The following is a 16,925-nucleotide window of genomic DNA, read 5'->3' on the forward strand; positions in this document are numbered from 1 at the left end:
CGATGGGGAAGAAGAAGGGCACGTACACGCTGATTTTCGAACTCCCGGCGCCACACGCTATACACGTCGGCGCGCTCGGCGACAGCGAGTTTCCGGCCGGCGGATACGCGTACACGGGGAGCGCGTTCGGCCCGGGTGGACTCGCCCGCGTCGACAGACACAGGCGCGTCGCCGCCGGCGAACGCGACGCGCGCCACTGGCACGTCGATTTCCTCGCCGGCCACCCCGACTCGTCGCTCCGGACCGCCGTCGAGACGCCCGGAGAGGACATCGAGTGCGCCGTCGCTCGGCGGCTCGGCTCCGGGCCGGTGGACGGCTTCGGGGCGTCGGACTGCGCCTGTCCGTCACACCTCGCGTACCGCGAGTCGATTCGCTCGCTCGTGGACGACGTCGAAACCGCTCACGAGGCAGAAGTGAGAAGGTAGACGGGGGATCTTCCCCGGGCGGCCCGACCGATCCGGGCAAGGTCGGCGAGGCCGCGTCAGCGTGGGGAAGCGACCCCCTCGTGGGCCGGACGGTCCGGGCAAGGGCCGTCCGATCCGCAGCGAATTGCCGGTTTGTCAGAGGCACCCCGGCGTTATTGATATACGCCTCTCATCTCTTTACGTCATTTATCGGGACATCGAACGGAGTCTGACGGACAGTATTTATACTTTTCGGCTTTTTATATTTAATGTGTTGCAACCGAAGCCTTATGTTTTCCCTCCGGGCTACACTATCCGATGACACGACCGGACCCCAGCGAAGTCATGGCCGTCGTCGCGCGCCGGGGGCGCGTGCTCCGTTCAGCCGGGTCGGACGGGGTCCGTAAGCGCGATCTGGTCGACGATCTCGACGTCTCGCGGTCGACGATAGACAGGGGGATCCGCGAACTCGAAGGAATCGGGCTCATAGAGCGAGTCGACGGGACGTACCGACGGACGCTGCCGGGTCGGCTCGCGCTCGAAGAGTACGACGCCTTCAGGTCGCGCATGGGCGGTCTCGTCGAAAGCTCGGAGGCGCTTTCGGAACTCCCATCCGACGTCGAGTTCGACGCCGCGGTCCTCGACGACGCGGAGATCGTTCACGCGCAGCGGCACTCGCCGCACGTGCCGGTCAGTCGTCTCGGCGACATCGTCTCCCGGGCGACGCACGTCAGGGCGATCGCGCCCGCCGTCATGCCGCAGCAGGTCGAGACCTACCGGGAGAGCATCGTGGAGCGCGAGCTGACCGCGGACGTCGTGCTGGCCGACGCGGTCGTCGGACGGCTCGTGTCGGCCCACCGCGACGCGCTGGAGGAGACGCTCGCGACCGGACGGCTCTCGTTGCGACGAGCGGACGAGACGATACCGTACAGCCTGCTCGTCGCCGACACGCCGGACGGATCGGAAGTCGGCGTTCTCGTCTACGGGGACGGCGGCGGCCGCGTGTTCATCGGCAACGGCGCCCCGGCGGCGGTCGGGTGGGCGCACGAGCTGATCGACGAGCACTGGGAGCGCGCGGCGCCCCTCCGGTCGCCGTCCGACGACTGAACGGCGCGATCGCCGTCCGACGACCGGACGGCGCGACGACCCGGGCGGTCGCGCCCTACGCCAGCGCCTCCGCGAGCTTCTCGACGGGGTGCGGTGGTTCGTCCGCGCCGTCGCGGTCGCCGAGTTGCGACCGGCAGGACGCGCCCGGCGCGACCACGGCGTCGCCGCCGCTTTCGTCCACTTGCTCGTAGAGGATGCTCGCGATGGCCTTGCTCATCGAGTAGTGCTCGGCCTCGTAGCCGAACGAGCCGGCCATCCCGCAGCAGGTGGAGTCGAGGGGGTCGACCTCGTAGCCGGCCCGGCGGAGGACGCCGACGGCGTGGTGGTCCTTCTTCGTCGCCTTCTGGTGGCAGTGACCGTGGTACGTGAGCCGCTCGGCCGGCGCGTCGAACGTCATCTCCTCGTCCAGCCGGAAGGCGTCGACGTACTCCATGACGCCGTAGGTGCCGTTCGCCACGGCCGTCACGTCGCTCACCTCGCGCGACCCCTCCGCCGCCGTCGGTCGCTCCGGGCGTTCGTCGGCCCGCCCCGCGTCGAGCCCCGCATTCGACGCCGCGTCCGACGCGGAGGGCTCCGCGGCCGGTCCGGCGAGCGCCGAGCCGGACGCGCCCTCTCCGTCCGTCCGCAGGAGGTCGAGGTAGTCCGACTGGAACATGACGGCGTCCGACGGTTCGACGACGACCACGTCCCACCCCTCGCGAACCTTCGGCGCGAGCGCCTCGACGTTTCGCTCGGCCTCGGCTCGCGCCTTGTCGACGAACCCCTTCGAGAGCGGGGGTCGACCGCTGCCCGCGACGTTCTCGGGGACGGCGACGTGGACGCCCGCCGCTTCGAGCGCCCGGACCGCGGCTTTGCCGGCCTCCGGGTGGTTGTAGTTCGTGTAGGTGTCGGGAAACAGGAGCGCCTTCCGCGCCGCCTCGGACTCCGACACCGACGCGCCGCCGCGCGCCTCGAACCACTCCTCGAAGCTCTCGCCGCGGAACGTCGGTAGCGTTCGCTCCCTCGCGATCCCCATCGTTCGTTCCATGATCGCCCGCGCGCCCGGAAGCCTCGCCGCCCAGTTCGAGACGGGGGCGAGGCGCGACCCGAGCGCGGACAGCGACTCGATGTTCGCGAAGAGGTGATCGCGCGGGCTCGCGCCGTGGCGCGCGTGGTACTCGTTTACGACCTCCGTCTTCAGCTTCGCCATGTCGACCTCGCTCGGGCAGTCCTTCGCGCAGCCCTTACAGCCGATACAGAGGTCGAGCACCTCGTGGACGAACTCGTCCGTGAACACCTCGTCCTCCGGGAGGTCGCCGCTCATCGCCTGTCGGAGCATGTTCGCCCGGCCGCGCGTGGCGAGGATCTCCTCGTTCTCCGCGCGGAACGTCGGACACATCACGCCGCCCGTGGTCGACTGCTTCCCCCGACACCCGCCGCACCCGTGGCAGAGTTCGGCCATCCCCCGGAAGCCGTTCTCGTTGCTCCAGTTCAGCGAGGGCTCGAACCCGGCGTCGAACTCGTAGGCCGGGTCGAACCGGAGGTTCTCCGTCATGCTGGCGTCGCCGCAGACGTTCCCGGGGTTGAGCAGCCAGTCGGAGTCGAACGCCGTCTTCAGGTCGCGGAAGACGTTCCAGAGACGGTCGCCGTAGAGCTTGCGGTTCCACTGGGTGCGCGCGCGGCCGTCGCCGTGCTCGCCCGAGACGCTACCGCCGTACTTCACGACGAGATCCGTCACCTCGTCCGCGATGGCCTCGAACGTCTCCAGCCCCTCGACCGTCTTCGTGTTCACGAGCGGGCGGATGTGCAGGACGCCCGGTCCGGCGTGGGCGTAGTAGCTCGCGAAGGTGCCGTGATCGTCGAGGATCCCCTGGAAGTCGGCGACGTACGCCGGGAGGTTCTCGGCTGGGATGGCCGTGTCCTCGATGTAGGCGATGTGCTTCGCGTCCGACGTCCGCGAGAGGAGGATCGGGAGCCCCGACTTGCGCATCTTCCAGAACTTCGCGCGCGTCTCGGCGTCGTGCGCCTCCATCGCACCCACCGCGTACGCCTCCTTCTCGGTGATCGACGCCGCGCCGTCGCTCGGCTCGGCCTCGGACGCGCCGCCGGGGACGCGGTCGGCGATGAGGTCTGCGACTCTCGCCTTGCCGTCGTCGTCGTCCTCGGCGTAGAACTCGACGAGCAGCACCGAGTCGGTTCCCTCCGGCAGCATGCCGACGACGTCCGAGAACTCCGCGGTGTCGCGCGCGAGGCTGAGAAGCACGTCGTCCATCACCTCGACCGCCGCGGGCCCGTGTTCGAGGATGGGCGCGACGTCCTCCATCGCGTCGATGACGCTCTCGTACGTCAGGAGCGCGACCGATTTCGTGTTCGGGATCGGTTCGAGCGAGACGGTCGCCTCGGTGACGATCGCGAGCGTCCCCTCGCTGCCGGCGAGCAGGCGCGCGAGGTTCACCGTCTCCGGTTCGCCGTCGGAGCCGGTCCCCTCCTCGCGGTCGGAGTCGATTCCCTCCTCGTCGTCCGAGGAGACCCTCGACCCGTCCGCCTCGTCGACGAGCACGTCGAGGTTGTACCCGGAGACGTTCCGCTTGAGGTCGGGGTACCGCCGTCGAACCTCGTCGGCCTCCTCGTCGATGATCCGGACGACCTGCGCGTAGATCCGGGGCAGGAGATCGCTCTCCGGACCGTCCGGTCCCCACGCGCCGGCGTCGGGGTCCGCTTTCTCGCGCAGCTCCGCGACCGCGATTTCGCCGAATCGAGTCACGGTGCCGTCCGCGAGCACCGCCTCGACCTCCTCGACGTAGTAGTCCGTCTTGCCGTACTTCAAGGAGTGCGCGCCGGTGCTGTTGTTGCCGATCGCGCCGCCGACGGCGCTCTTGTCGCCCCACGCCGGATCGGGCGCGAACTTCAACCCGTGCCGTTCGAGTTTCTCGTTGACGTCGCCGAGGATCGCGCCGGCCTGCGCGGTCGCCAGCCGCTCTTCGACGCGCACGCCGAGCAACTCGCTCATGTGTCGGGTGAAGTCGAGGACGACCGCCTCGTTGACCGTCTGTCCCGCGAGGCTCGTCCCGCCCCCTCGGGGGAGGACGGGAATCCCCCGCGTCGCGCAGTACTCCATCACCGCCGCGACGTCCGCCGTCGAGGTCGGGAAGACGACGCCGATGGGCGTCATCTCGTAGGCGGACGCGTCCGTCGCGTACAGCTGTCGCGTGTACGTGTCGAACCTGACGTCGCCGTCGACGAGCGATTCGAGATCGGTCACCAGTCCCGACCGCGCCACGTCGTCGCTCGCGTAGTCGTAGTTCGCTCTCCCGTCCTGCGCCGGATCGCCCGGCTTCGAGTCGGCCGCGTTGGATGCCATCTTGCCTCAGAGTTCGCCCGATGCGACATAAACGTCCGGACGGTGACGCGGTCCGGTTTCGCGATTTCGTCGGCGATTCGACCGCCGCTCACGGCTCAGAACACGCCCGGGAACAGCACGTAGCTGAAGAGGAGCGTGAGCAGCCCCGTGAACGTCGCGTAGTACACGAGCGGGATGAGTTCCAGCCGGATCACCCGCCCCTCCTCGCCCACGAGGCCGACGACCGCGAGCGCGGCGACGACGTTGTGGACGGCGATGAGGTTGCCGATCGCGCCGCCGACGGCCTGCGAGCCGAGCATGATCGTCCGCGGCGTGCCGATGCTGTCGGCGACGCCGTACTGGAACGTCCCGAAGAGGACGTCGCTCACCGTGTTGGAGCCGGCGAGGAACGCGCCGAACGCGCCGACCCACGGCGCGATGAACGGGTACGCCCCGCCCGCGAGGTCGGCCATGCCGTCCGAGAGGACGATGAGCATGCTGTCCCCGCCGGTCGCGTCGCCCGACTGGAGCATGATCTGCACCGTCGCGACGGCGAACAGCAGCGCGATCACCGCGGGCGTGACCTTCACGATCGTCTCGGTCCAGGCGTTCGTCACCTCCCGCGGGCTCATCCGGTGCAGACCGATCGTGAGCAGGTGGACGAAGACGAAGACCGCACCCGGCAGGTAGAGGAGCTGAATGTCGTCGTCGAGGCCGGTGCCGAGTATGTCGTCGAACGCGATGACGAGGGTAGACTGCAGAATATCCACGAGCGGATCCCAGACTCGCGTCAGGACGAGCAGTACCGCGAGCAGCGCGTACGGAAGCCACGCCATCCAGAGGGACATCCGCTGGTGACCGCCGTCGGCCGCGACGGCGCCGGACCGATCCGACGATTCGCCGGGCTCGATGTCGCCGACCCAGTGGTCCGGCCAGCGCGACTCGGGCGCGAAGTCCCAGTCCTCGTCGGGGTGGAAGAAGCCGGCCTTCAGCACGCCGACCGTGACGAAGAGGCCGATCATCGAGCCGATGAGGCCGGGGAACTCGGGGCCGAGGAAGTACGCCGTGAGGAGGTACGGCACCGCGAAGCTGAACCACGCGAACAGCGTGAGCGGCAGCACTTCGAGCGCCGGCCTGATCGATTTCTCCTCGCCGAAAAAGCGCGTCATCATCGCGACGCCGATGAAGGGGAGGAGCACGCCGACGATGGCGTGCATGCTCGCCGCGAAGACGCCGATCTCCGCGACCCACGCGGCGATGCTCCCGAAGCCGTTTCCGAGCACCGCCTCCCTGATGCTTCCCACGGTCTCGAACACGTCGATCATCCCGATGATGAGGGGCGTGCCGACCGCGCCGAAGGTGATCGCCATCAGGTTGCCCGTGAGGGCGATCACGACCGCCGCCAGCGGCGGGAAGCCGAGTCCGACGAGCAGCGGTCCGACGATGGCCGCGGGCGTGCCGAACCCGGCGGCACCTTCGATGAACGACCCCATCAGGAACACGAGCAGGACGACCTGCACCCGGCGGTCCTCGCTGACCCCGGCGAAGCCGTGATTGATCACGTCGAACGCCCCGGTCTCTTTCAGCGTGTAGAGGAGGAGGATCGCCCCGAAGACGATCCAGAGGATGTTCGACGCCAGAATGACGCCGACGGCCGTCGACGCGGCGATCCACGTCGCGTCCATCCCCCAGTAGACGCCGGCCCCGATGGCGACCAGCCACGCCACCGGCATCGCCCGCGTCGCGGGCCAGTACAGCCCGACCATGAGCACCGCGATGACGACGAGCGGGAGCAACGCGACGAGCACGTCGACCGCGCTAGCCATCGCACGCCTCCGTCGCGCGCTTCGCACCCGGTCTTCCGTCCGCGAGCGATCGCTCACCCCCGATCACCGTCCGCCGCCCTGTTCCAGCTACATGCCTGATTCGGCGTGACATGATTCGTCATCGGTAATCCCGTGTAAAAATAGTTATCGATCGTTCTAATCTGTGAATGACCCCGAGCCGCGACGCGACCGAGTTACGTCCGCCTTAGCGGAGTGGTTCACTTGAGTGTACTGGCTAATACTGAAGAGAGGGACGCCGAAAGGCTCGAATTCGGGAATCGCGCTCCGGACGTCGCGACGCGGCCGCATCCGCCATCGGGGATCGTCTTCGGTGTGATTCACTCGTGTGTACTGGTTCGGCCAGTCCCCGACCGGCGCGATGTCCACGTGTGTATAGGCTTATGCTGTCGTGTGTATTGGACGTCGTATGGGCGACCCGACCGTCGACCGGCGTCGAAACGAGCACGGACAGTACGCGGATCGGATCCCGCTCGATCGCGTGCTGGCGGTGTTCGAGGCGCGCGAGGACCGCGCGCGGCCGCTGACCGCGACCGACGTGATGGAGACGCTCGACTGCTCCCGGCGCACCGCGCACAACAAACTCAACGAGTTAGTGGAGCGCGGAGCGCTCGAAACGCGGAAGGTGGGCGCGCGAAGCCGCGTCTGGTGGGTTCCGCTACCCGAGGAATCCACCCCGGGGCTGCCCGAGTCGGACGACCGCCCGGTCGCCGTCTCGGCGGCCATCCGGAACGCGGACCTTCCGGGGAGCGGTCCGACGCTCGAAGCTCGTCGGGAGGCGTTGTCCGCCGCCTACGACTACCTCACCGAGTACCCCGAGGCGAAGAAGGCGGACTTCCTGCGGGACGTGTACCACGACCACTCCGCGGGCTACGAATCCGCCGAGGGCTGGTGGAACGCCATCCAGCCGGCGCTCAAACAGCTCCCGGGCGTCGATCCGCCGAAGGAACGAGGCCACATCTGGCACTTCCTCGGCGGGTAGGTAGTAGGTGGTTTTATACGTGAATACGCGCCAAGCACACCCATTCGAGCCGCCGATGAACCTACTCCAGCGTGGAACGCGCGGTAGACGCCGCCCGCTCGCCGCGGACCGATGAGCCGCCCGAGCGGTCCCGCGAGCGGCGAGACCGAACCGAGCGGGGACGACCGCGGCGGAGAACGTGACCGCACTGACGAGGACGTGAGCGAATCGATCTACGCCTCCGAAATCGAGGGAAGGCAGTACCGCGGGACGTGGTACTTACCCCTCCCGTACGATCGGCTGGCGCGAGCCCCGGAGACGGACGAGTACCCCGACCGCGGTTCCGGCGGCGCGTTCCGGATCGCGGAACTCCCTCGCGTCCCGCGCGTGCGACACGTCGTCGGACCGAGCGCGATCATGCTCGGCGCGTCGCTCGGGAGCGGCGAGACGCTCTTTTGGCCGGTTCTCGTCGCGCAGCACGGGTGGGGTCTCTACTGGGCGTTCGCGGTCGGCGTGCTGACGCAGTTTTTCATCAACACGGAACTCCAGCGGTGGACCGTCGCGACGGGCGAGAGCGTCTTCCGGTCGTTCGGGCGCGTCCACGCCCTCTGGCCGTGGGTGTTCCTCGCGGCCGGGTTCGTCAGTCTCGGTTGGCCGGGATGGGCGGCGGGTGCAGCGCAGGTCGGCACGACGGCGCTCGGACTCGGCGGCACGACCGTCGGCGCGCTCGGCGTCGAACTCGCGAGTTGGAAAGTACTGGCCGTCGCGCTCATGCTCGTCATCTGGCTCTCGTACCACCTCTCGGCGGTGATGTACAACGCGGTCGAGGCGTTTCAGGTGGGGCTGCTCTTCGTCGCCATCGGCGCGGCGCTTCTCCTCGCCGTCTTCACCGGCTCTCTCGGCGAGTTGGGGAACGTCCCCGCCGGCGCGCTGGACGCGAAGGCGTTCCCGCCCGGAATGGACATCGCGGTCTTCCTCGGCGGGCTCGCCTTCGCCGGAGCGGGCGGCTATCTCAACCTCTCACAGAGCCTGTGGGTTCGCGAGAAGGGGTACGGGATGGGGAACTACCAGGGGCGGGTGAAGAACCCGCTCATCGGCGAGGATCCCGAACCGATCGAGCGCGACGGCTTCATCTTCCGCCCGACGCGGTTGAACCTCCGTCGCTGGCGCGGCTGGTGGCGGGTCATCCAGCTCGAACACCTCCTGACGTTCGTCGTCGGTCTCCTCATCGGTGCCACCGTCCTGATGAGCGTCTCGGTCCACCACGCCCCCGGAACGACGGCCAACGCCATCGACATGTGGCTCGTCCAGATCGCGCCGCAGTTCGGCGGCCTCGCCCGCCTCCTCATTTTCGTCGTACTGTTCGTCGCGCTCTTCACCACGGAGTACGCCATCGTCGAATCGTTCGTCAGGAACAGCGCCGACGCGCTGTTCGAGTCGTACGGTCGCAACGCGGGGTGGAACCTCTCTCGGATCTTCTGGCTCCTCCTCACGGGCTTTACCCTCTGGGGAATTTTCATCATCCTCTTTTTCAGCGCGTCGCTGGCCCGAGGGGGACCCTTCTTCTTTCTCGTCGTCGGCGCGGCGATGTCAGGCGCGATGATGTGGCCCTACACCGCACTCACGCTCGTCGTCAACACGACCAGGCTCCCGGAACACCTCCAGCCGGGATGGACGCGCGTCGCGGCGATGTGGTGGGCGTCGGGCTTTTATGGCTACTTCACCGTCCTCCTCGTCGGCGACACGCTCGCGACGCTGTTCGGTTCGTCCGCGCTCTCGACGTCTGCCGGCGTCCTCGGGAGCGGTCCCGGCGGACTCGCCCTCTGGGGGGTCTTCGTCGTCGCGCAGGCGTACGCGATCCTCCGTTCGATCGTCGGCAAACGCGCCGCGGCCGACACCGTCGCCGACGCCGCGGAGACGAAGCAACCGCTCTCGTAACGCGCCGTGCGCCGGCTCGCGCCGATCTCCGGAGCGTGTCCCCTCCCTGTCGACGAAATTGGACGAATCCCGAAACGACATAGGGAGGCGCTCCCATGGGCGACCATGGCATCCGAGACCGTCGCTGACTTCGAGGCGTCGCTCGGGCGGCTGGACGTGGGCTGGACGCGGACCGATCCGGGCGGGTTCGACGACGCCCTCCGGGAGGTCCTCGTCGAACCGGCGGTCGGAACCCCGCTGCCGTTCGAGGACGTCGCGCTCGACGCCGCTCCGATCACCCTGAATCCGACGCCCGAACAGCTCAGAGGGGCGAAGACCGGCGTCACCGCCGCCGCGTTCGCGATCGCGGACTACGGGTCGCTCGTCCTGGAATCGACGCCCGAGGGCGGCGAGCAGGTCAGCCTCTTTCCGGACACGCACGTCGCCGTGGTGCGAGAATCGGACGTCGTCGCCGACATGGACGCCGCGTTCGAGCGGTTGGGACCGCGCCTCCGCGAGGGACGATCCCCCGGCGCGAACCGGAGCGCCGTCCTCGCGACCGGTCCGAGCGCCACCGCGGACATGGGCGCGCTCGTCCGCGGGGCGCACGGCCCGAAGGACGTGCACGTCCTGCTCCTCGGCGACGGGGGGATCGACGACGGAGAACGCGGCGACGACGCCGCGGACGGCGGGGTGGGAGATGAGTAAGTCGCGCGGCGCGAAGGCGGCCGAGATCCGACGGTTGATGCGGACCGAGGGCGACGCGGTCGCAAGCGGCACCCGCGGGTTCAACCTCGGGCGGTACGAGTCGGTCGCGGAACTGGAGGACTACGAGGAACTGAAGGATCGGGCGCGGGCGATCAAGGAGGACGCCATCGACCGGCTCCCCGACCTCCTCGACGAACTCCGCGAGACCGTCGAGGAGAACGGCGGTACGCTCTACGTCGCCGACGACGCGGACGACGCGAACCGGTACGTCCGCCGGGTGGCGGAGGAGAAGGACGCGGAACGGCTCGTAAAGAGCAAGTCGATGACGACGGAGGAGATCGAGGTCAACGAGGCGCTCGAAGCCGCGGGCGTCGAGGTCGTCGAGACCGACCTCGGCGAGTGGGTGCTGCAGGTCGCAGAGGAGTCGCCGTCGCACATCGTCGCCCCCGCCATCCACAAGTCGCGCGAGGAGATCGCGCGGCTGTTCAACGAGGCGTTCGAGCCGGACGAACCGCCCGAAACGGCCGAGGAGCTGACGATGTTCGCCCGCGAGAAGCTCGGCGAACTCATCGCCGGCGCCGACGTGGGGATGACCGGGGCCAACTTCATCACCGCCGACACGGGGACGATCGCGCTCGTGACGAGCGAGGGCAACGCCCGGAAGTCGGCCGTCGTCCCGGACACGCACGTCGCCGTCGCGGGCGTCGAGAAGATCGTCCCCTCGGTCGAGGACCTCCAGCCGTTCGTCGAACTCATCGGTCGCTCGGGCACCGGACAGGACATCACCTCCTACGTGTCGCTCCTGACGCCGCCGGTCGAGTCGCCGACGGTGGACTTCGACGACCCTGAGACGCCGATGGCGGACGCGGGCGTCGAGCGGGACTTCCACCTCGTCCTCGTCGACAACGGCCGCCTCGCGATGCGCGAGGACGAACACCTCCGCGAGACGCTCTACTGCATCCGCTGCGGCGCGTGCTCGAACTCGTGCGGCAACTTCCAGAGCGTCGGCGGGCACGCCTTCGGCGGCGAGACCTACTCCGGCGGGATCGCGACGGGCTGGGAGGCGGGCATCGAGGGGCTCGACACCGCCGCCGAGTTCAACGACCTTTGCACCGGCTGCACCCGCTGCGTGAACGCCTGCCCGGTGAAGATCGACATCCCGTGGATCAACACGGTCGTCCGCGATCGGATCAATCGCGGCGCGGACCCGAGCGCGTTCGACCCGCTCGTCGAGGGGCTCACGCCCGACGAGGAGCCCGCCGGCGTCGACCTCGGCAAACGATTTTTCGGCAACTTCTCGACCGTCGCCAAACTGGGAAGCGCGACCGCGCCGCTTTCGAACTGGATCGCGGACACGACCCTCGCGCGCGCGCTCATGGAGCGGACGATCGGCGTCGACCGCCGGCGCGACCTCCCGAAATTCCGACGCGAGACGCTGCGCGGGTGGTTCGACGCCCGCGGCGGCTCGCGCGTGTCGCCCGCCGACGCGACCCGCGAGGCCGTCGTCTACCCGGACCTCTACACGAACCACGTGCAGGTGAGCCGCGGCAAGGCCGCCGTCCGGGCGCTGGAGGCGCTCGGCGTCCACGTCCGGATCCCCGACGTGGCCTCCAGCGGCCGCGCGCCGCTCTCGCAGGGGATGGTGGCGACCGCCGAGCGCCACGCCCACGAGGTGTACGGCGCGCTCGTGGAACACGTGGACGCCGGCCGGGACGTCGTGGTCATCGAACCGAGCGACCTCGCGATGTTCGAGCGCGAGTACGAGACGTTCCTCCCCGCGAAGTCGCACGCGCGTCTCGCGAACGCCAGCTACGAGGTGCTGGAGTACGTCTACGGGCTGCTGGAGAACGGCGCGGACGCGTCGGCGCTCCGGTCGGCGGACGACGCCGACGGGTCGGCCGTCGCCTACCACAGCCACTGCCAGCAGCGCACCCTCGGCCTCGAAGCGCACACGGTCGCCGTGCTCGAAACGCTGGGGTACGACGTGCTCACCTCGGAAACCGAGTGCTGCGGCATGGCCGGCAGCTTCGGGTACAAGCGGGAGTACTACGAGTTGAGCGTCGACGTGGGCGAGCCGCTCCGCGAGCAGTTTTCGAGCCCCGCGGCGCGCGGCCGGACGGTCCTCGCCAGCGGCACCTCCTGTCTGGAGCAGCTGGACGCCCTGCTCTCCCGGCCGACGCGTCACCCCGTCGAACACGTCGCCCCGCGGGGGGAAAAATACCAGTAATCTGCCACCGATCGGCGGCTGCGAACGCTTAAGACCCGCCACTTCGACAGGGTGGATATGGACGAGACGCCCCAGGAGATCACGACGCTCGTAGGCCGCGAGGTCTACTCGAACAACGGTGTGTTCGTCGGCGAGGTCGAGGACGTGCGGCTCGACCTCGACCAGGAGGTCGTCACCGGTCTCGCGCTCTCGCAACTGAACGACGAGCTGTTCCGCAATCGGGTCGAACGCGGGCAGGGCGTGTTGATCCCCTACCGCTGGGTCCGCGCGGTCGGCGACGTCATTCTCATAAACGACGTGGTTGAGCGGCTCAAACAGCCCGAAGAGAACGAAGAAATCACGGCGTAGCCGAGCGGATCGGCCCGGACGGCGGTCCGACGCCGCTCGCGAACCGTCGGTGAATTCCCGCCCTCGGACTCTCCGGCACGCGCGCCGAAACCGTTTTGCTATAGAGCTAACGATAGTCTCGCATGGGTGACTCACGCCCGCTCGCCGAACCCGCGACCGACTTCAGCGCCGAATACGTTCTCGTCCGTCGGCGAGACCTCGCCGTCGTCGCCGTGGAGGCCGCCATCGTCGGCGCGTTCGCCGGCTACACGGCCGCGAGGCTCGTCGAACCGTAGTGGCGGTTGGCGGTCAGGTTCGCGGGGCCGACCCCGGTTAGCTCCCGTTGCCGCTCTCGCTGCCGTCGACGCCCATCGCCTGAAACAGTTTCCTGCGGACCGCCTCCTCCGTGAGCGCGAGCAGGGTGTCTCGGTTGTCCTCGCTGGTCTCGATGCCGGTGAAGATGCCGAGCGGGATCTCGACGCTCCCCTGCGTCGAGTGGCCGCCCGCGGTGCCGATGCTCTCGAAGGCGTCCTGCAGGATGTTGCCGATGTTGATGCGGATGTCCTTCGAGCGGGCGGCGAGGTAGATGTTGTCGTCGGCGATGCCGAACACGGCCGTCGTGGTGATTCCCTCCAGGTTGAGCAGGTGGTTCGCCGCCTGCCCGAGCGCCTCGCGGTCGCGGATGAACCCCGCGTTCGAGACGAGGTGGCTGCCCTGCACCTCGCGGCTCTGGATGGCCTCCGCGAGCACGTCCAGCGTCTCGGGGCTCATGCTCGGCGATTCCACCTGTTCGAGCGTGTCGTGGTTCGCGAACGGGTAGAGGTACGCCGCCGCGGTGAGGTCCGCCGGAGTCGTGTCGCGCTTGAAGTCCAGCGTCTCGGCGCGGATGCCGTACAGGAGCGCCGTGGCGACGGTCTCGCTCGGGCTGAGATCGAACTCCTGGATGTACTTCGTGAGGATGGTCGAGGTCGACGAGACGTTGGGACGGACGTCCATAAAGCGCGCGTCGATGTTCTCGTCCGGTTCGAAGTGGTCGATGAAGATGTCGACGCCGGCGTCGATGTCGATCGACCCGGATTTCATGTGGTCGACCAGCGCGACCGCGCCGTAGCGCGAGAGGGGCGGCACCTCGTCGCGTTCGAGCAGTTCGATCCCGAGGAGGTTGACGAACGCGCGGTTCTCCTGGTGGCCGATGTCGCCGTCGTAGAGGATGTCCGCGTCGACGTCGTACTCCCGAGCGATCGCCTGCAGCGCGACGGCGCTGGCGATCGAGTCGGGGTCGGGGTTGTCGTGCGTCAAGATCGCGAGCGTTCCGTCGGTCTCGTCGAGGATGTCCGCGAGCTGGCGGGCTTTGTACTCCAGCTCACCGGATTCGAGGGTCCGGAGCGCGGAATCGGCGATGACCGTCGAGGGGTTGATCACCACGTCCGCGCCGAGGCCCCGCAGTTCGTCCTCCGAGACGGGATCGGACGCGCGCACCACGACGAACTGGTCGCCGCCGCGGTCGCGGATCGCAGAGACCGCGGCCTTGTTCGCCTCGACGTCCGAGGCGAGGATGAGAATCACGTCCCGCCCGTCGACGACCTCGGCGACGTCCGGATCGCTGATGTCCTGCCGCCGCGCGTTCAGGTCCTGATCGCGCAGCGTCTCGACGCGGTTTTCGTCCTTGTCGAGAATGAGGACGTTCTTGCCTTCGTCGGCGAGCTCCTCGGCGACGACGTGTCCGACGCTCCCGCAGCCGAGAATCGCATACGCCGACATCGAGGAGATAGTGACCCCGGTACTCATCAGTAGTAGAACTAGCCGCGGACGCCACTTAACACCCACTCTTTAGGATGGATTTGAACGCTCTCGTTCTCGAACCCAAGACTGACCGGGGCGAGGACACATTCCGCCCGCGGTACTTTCCAGCGTAGCGCTCTCGGCGGGTTTTTTCGCCGTGTTTCAAACGTTCTCACAGTGTTTTCTGGGTGAGAAATACGCCGCAGGATTTACTACCCCCCGATGTGTGAGTAGAACTACCCGCTGCCCTGGGTGACAGGCGGTCCCACGCATCCGACTGCCCTCCTGTGCGGCGGGTATGGGTCTCAGACAGCCGCTGCGCGAACGGTCTCCGAATCGACCGGATCCGTCGCGCGCGGATTTTCTCCTTTCGGAAACGATCTCGACGATCTCCAGCGGATCGCGACCGCGTCCCGGCGTCTCGGTTGGGTCAAAGGGAAACGCCTTTTAGTGAACCGTATCAATGTCTCTTCGAGGGCCGGTAGCTCAGTTAGGCAGAGCGTCTGACTCTTAATCAGACGGTCGGGGGTTCAAATCCCTCCCGGCCCGTTACTTCGTCTCCGAGCGAAAGCGAGGAGCGAAATCGTCATTCGGGAGGATTTGAATCAGATCACGAGCGACCGGAGGGAGCGAAGGGGGCGTGGTTCAAATCCCTCCCGGCCCGTTTTCCTGCGAACGAAGCGAGCAGTGAAAACGCGATGGAGGGATTTGAGGTAGACCGAGGTTCTGCGCGGAGCGCAGGTTCTCGGGCGTGGTTCAAATCCCTCCCGGCCCGCTTTTGCGCCGATCGAGGAGAAGCGAGGCGACTCTGCGGTCTCGTCTCGCGGTCGCGCGAACGCGCCGCTCTCCGGCGTGCGCGACCGAACCGAAAACGACGACAACGCGCGTTGCCGTCACGGTTCGATTCTCAGAGGCACCCTGGGGAGCTCATGAAGAAGCAAGACCGTCGCGGTCGTCCTCCTTCCCCCAGGTCGATTAAGCGTTGCCCGCCTACCTATGTAAATCCTTCTATCCCAAACCTGGAATCGTTTGGAAAGAAAATCGGTTCAGTCCAAAATACACAGGAATGAACCCGATTCATCCTTTCTTCGTAGATCCGAAACAGTGCGAAATTGGTGAGGGTCGTCGGCGCTCAGTCGGCCAGACGCTCGGTCATCGCCGGGAGCGCGGCGTCGGCGTCGACGTCCGCCCCCTGCGCGCCGAGGGCGTCGCCGAGCGACGACAAAAGGTACGTCACGTTCTTCGGACGCGCCGAGTGACCCATGCAGCCGATGCGGAAGATCTCCCCGGCGAGGTCCCCGAGGCCCCCGGCGATCTCGAGGTCGTACTCGTCGAGCAGGTACCCGATGATCGCGCCGTCGTCCGCGCCGTCGGGAACGCGAACCGCGTTCAGGCTCGGCAGCCAGTACTCGTCGGGCGCGTTCATCTCCAGTCCCATCGCCTCGACGCCCGCCTTGAGCGCCCCGGCGACGCGGCGGTGGCGGTCCCAGCGCGCTTCGATCCCCTCCTCCGCGATCAGCCGGAGCGCCTCGCGCAGCGCGTAGACGTTCGTGATCGGCGCGGTGTGGTGGTACGCCCGATCGTCGCCCCAGTAACCTTCGAGCAGCGAGAGGTCGAGGTACCACGACCGGACTCGCTCCTCCCGCGAGAGCACCTTGTCCATCGCGCGGTCGTTGAGGGTGAGCGGACTCGCGCCCGGCGGACACGACAGGCACTTTTGCGGTCCCGAGTACGCCACGTCGACGCCCCACTCGTCGACGCGGAGTTCGACGCCGCCGAGCGAGGTGACCGCGTCGGCGATCACGTAGGCGTCGTGCTCGTGGGCGATGCGGGTCAGCTCGGGCACGTTCGGCTGGCGGACGCCCGTGCTCGTCTCGGCGTGGACGAACCCGAACACGTCCGGCTGGTGCTCGTCGAACGCCGCCTCGACGTCCGCCGGATCGAGCGGCTCGCCCCACGGCGCGTCGACGTGGACGACCTCGCCGCCGGCCCGCTCCGCCATGCTCTGCATCCGGCCGCCGAAGTACCCGTTCGTCGGGACGAGCATCGTGTCGCCCGGCTCGACGAGGTTGCCGATCGCCGCCTCCATCGACGCCGATCCGGTGCCGCTGATCGGGATCGTCCACCGGTTGTCGGTTCGGAAGGCGTAGCGCAGAAGCTCCTGCACCTCGTTCATTATCTCGACGAACGAGGGGTCGAGGTGGCCGACGAGCGGCGTGCTCATCGCCCGGAGCACGCGCGGGTGCACGTCGCTCGGACCCGGTCCCATCAGCGTCCGATCCGGCGGTGTCAGTTCGTCGACGACTGGGGCGTCGGACATGCGCTCTCC

At 68.0% G+C, this 16,925-nt stretch carries 12 protein-coding genes and 1 tRNA gene; 9 read left to right on the top strand and 4 right to left on the bottom strand.

The annotated features are described in order from the left end of the window. Positions 1–2 precede the first annotated feature (2 nt). On the top strand, positions 3–425 hold the full coding sequence (locus tag C3L37_RS16085) for a GIY-YIG nuclease family protein (protein ID WP_129115620.1): 423 nt from the start codon (positions 3–5) through the stop codon (positions 423–425). A gap of 297 nt (positions 426–722) precedes the next feature. Beyond that, positions 723–1,511 carry a helix-turn-helix transcriptional regulator gene (locus C3L37_RS16090; RefSeq protein ID WP_129115621.1) on the top strand — a complete coding sequence of 263 codons (789 nt, stop codon included), beginning with the start codon at positions 723–725 and terminating at the stop codon, positions 1,509–1,511. A gap of 55 nt (positions 1,512–1,566) precedes the next feature. Here C3L37_RS16090 and C3L37_RS16095 read toward each other — a convergent pair whose 3' ends face one another. Both C3L37_RS16095 and C3L37_RS16100 read right to left on the bottom strand, forming a co-directional pair. Then, the gene (locus tag C3L37_RS16095) at positions 1,567–4,851 is read right to left on the bottom strand and encodes an FAD-binding and (Fe-S)-binding domain-containing protein (RefSeq protein ID WP_129115622.1); all 3,285 of its coding nucleotides are present in this window, start codon (positions 4,849–4,851) and stop codon (positions 1,567–1,569) included. A 95-nt stretch (positions 4,852–4,946) separates the two neighbouring features. Further along, positions 4,947–6,656, bottom strand: coding sequence for an L-lactate permease (locus C3L37_RS16100; RefSeq protein ID WP_129115623.1), 1,710 nt, complete (start codon positions 6,654–6,656; stop codon positions 4,947–4,949). 427 nt (positions 6,657–7,083) lie between these two features. Between C3L37_RS16100 and C3L37_RS16105 the strand changes: the two genes are divergently transcribed. The 6 genes from C3L37_RS16105 to C3L37_RS24440 all read left to right on the top strand — a co-directional run bounded on the left by C3L37_RS16105 (position 7,084) and on the right by C3L37_RS24440 (position 13,110). Next, a complete protein-coding gene (locus C3L37_RS16105) occupies positions 7,084–7,656 on the top strand; it encodes a helix-turn-helix domain-containing protein (RefSeq protein ID WP_129115624.1) in 573 nt (190 codons plus the stop codon). A gap of 111 nt (positions 7,657–7,767) precedes the next feature. Further along, complete coding sequence (locus C3L37_RS16110) at positions 7,768–9,573, top strand: Nramp family divalent metal transporter (protein ID WP_129115625.1); 1,806 nt, start codon at positions 7,768–7,770, stop codon at positions 9,571–9,573. A gap of 105 nt (positions 9,574–9,678) precedes the next feature. Further along, positions 9,679–10,260, top strand: coding sequence for a LutC/YkgG family protein (locus tag C3L37_RS16115; RefSeq protein WP_129115626.1), 582 nt, complete (start codon positions 9,679–9,681; stop codon positions 10,258–10,260). After that, a complete protein-coding gene (locus C3L37_RS16120; RefSeq protein WP_129115627.1) occupies positions 10,253–12,487 on the top strand; it encodes an LUD domain-containing protein in 2,235 nt (744 codons plus the stop codon). Before C3L37_RS16115 ends, C3L37_RS16120 begins: the two co-directional genes overlap by 8 nt. Before the next feature lie 57 nt (positions 12,488–12,544). After that, positions 12,545–12,835, top strand: coding sequence for a PRC-barrel domain-containing protein (locus C3L37_RS16125; RefSeq protein ID WP_129115628.1), 291 nt, complete (start codon positions 12,545–12,547; stop codon positions 12,833–12,835). 122 nt (positions 12,836–12,957) lie between these two features. Beyond that, complete coding sequence (locus C3L37_RS24440; protein WP_164974776.1) at positions 12,958–13,110, top strand: hypothetical protein; 153 nt, start codon at positions 12,958–12,960, stop codon at positions 13,108–13,110. Between the two features lie 37 nt (positions 13,111–13,147). Here the strand turns inward: C3L37_RS24440 and C3L37_RS16130 are convergent, their stop codons facing one another. After that, complete coding sequence (locus tag C3L37_RS16130; protein ID WP_129115629.1) at positions 13,148–14,602, bottom strand: DHH family phosphoesterase; 1,455 nt, start codon at positions 14,600–14,602, stop codon at positions 13,148–13,150. A gap of 469 nt (positions 14,603–15,071) precedes the next feature. Between C3L37_RS16130 and C3L37_RS16135 the strand changes: the two genes are divergently transcribed. Next, positions 15,072–15,145: transfer RNA gene (locus tag C3L37_RS16135), tRNA-Lys, on the top strand. 583 nt (positions 15,146–15,728) lie between these two features. Here C3L37_RS16135 and C3L37_RS16140 read toward each other — a convergent pair. After that, complete coding sequence (locus tag C3L37_RS16140; RefSeq protein WP_129115630.1) at positions 15,729–16,916, bottom strand: pyridoxal-phosphate-dependent aminotransferase family protein; 1,188 nt, start codon at positions 16,914–16,916, stop codon at positions 15,729–15,731. Positions 16,917–16,925: the final 9 nt, after the last annotated feature.

Origin of the sequence: Halegenticoccus tardaugens (assembly GCF_004116405.1) — an archaeon.
In the GTDB taxonomy this organism is placed as follows: domain Archaea; phylum Halobacteriota; class Halobacteria; order Halobacteriales; family Haloferacaceae; genus Halegenticoccus; species Halegenticoccus tardaugens.

Bases quoted from the DNA above. Each gene is read 5' to 3' on its own strand.
- C3L37_RS16085 (WP_129115620.1), top strand. From the start codon at position 3: ATGGGGAAGAAGAAGGGCACGTACACGCTGATTTTCGAACTCCCGGCG.
- C3L37_RS16090 (WP_129115621.1), top strand. From the start codon at position 723: ATGACACGACCGGACCCCAGCGAAGTCATGGCCGTCGTCGCGCGCCGG.
- C3L37_RS16095 (WP_129115622.1), bottom strand. From the start codon at position 4,851: ATGGCATCCAACGCGGCCGACTCGAAGCCGGGCGATCCGGCGCAGGAC.
- C3L37_RS16100 (WP_129115623.1), bottom strand. From the start codon at position 6,656: ATGGCTAGCGCGGTCGACGTGCTCGTCGCGTTGCTCCCGCTCGTCGTC.
- C3L37_RS16105 (WP_129115624.1), top strand. From the start codon at position 7,084: ATGGGCGACCCGACCGTCGACCGGCGTCGAAACGAGCACGGACAGTAC.
- C3L37_RS16110 (WP_129115625.1), top strand. From the start codon at position 7,768: ATGAGCCGCCCGAGCGGTCCCGCGAGCGGCGAGACCGAACCGAGCGGG.
- C3L37_RS16115 (WP_129115626.1), top strand. From the start codon at position 9,679: ATGGCATCCGAGACCGTCGCTGACTTCGAGGCGTCGCTCGGGCGGCTG.
- C3L37_RS16120 (WP_129115627.1), top strand. From the start codon at position 10,253: ATGAGTAAGTCGCGCGGCGCGAAGGCGGCCGAGATCCGACGGTTGATG.
- C3L37_RS16125 (WP_129115628.1), top strand. From the start codon at position 12,545: ATGGACGAGACGCCCCAGGAGATCACGACGCTCGTAGGCCGCGAGGTC.
- C3L37_RS24440 (WP_164974776.1), top strand. From the start codon at position 12,958: ATGGGTGACTCACGCCCGCTCGCCGAACCCGCGACCGACTTCAGCGCC.
- C3L37_RS16130 (WP_129115629.1), bottom strand. From the start codon at position 14,602: ATGAGTACCGGGGTCACTATCTCCTCGATGTCGGCGTATGCGATTCTC.
- C3L37_RS16140 (WP_129115630.1), bottom strand. From the start codon at position 16,916: ATGTCCGACGCCCCAGTCGTCGACGAACTGACACCGCCGGATCGGACG.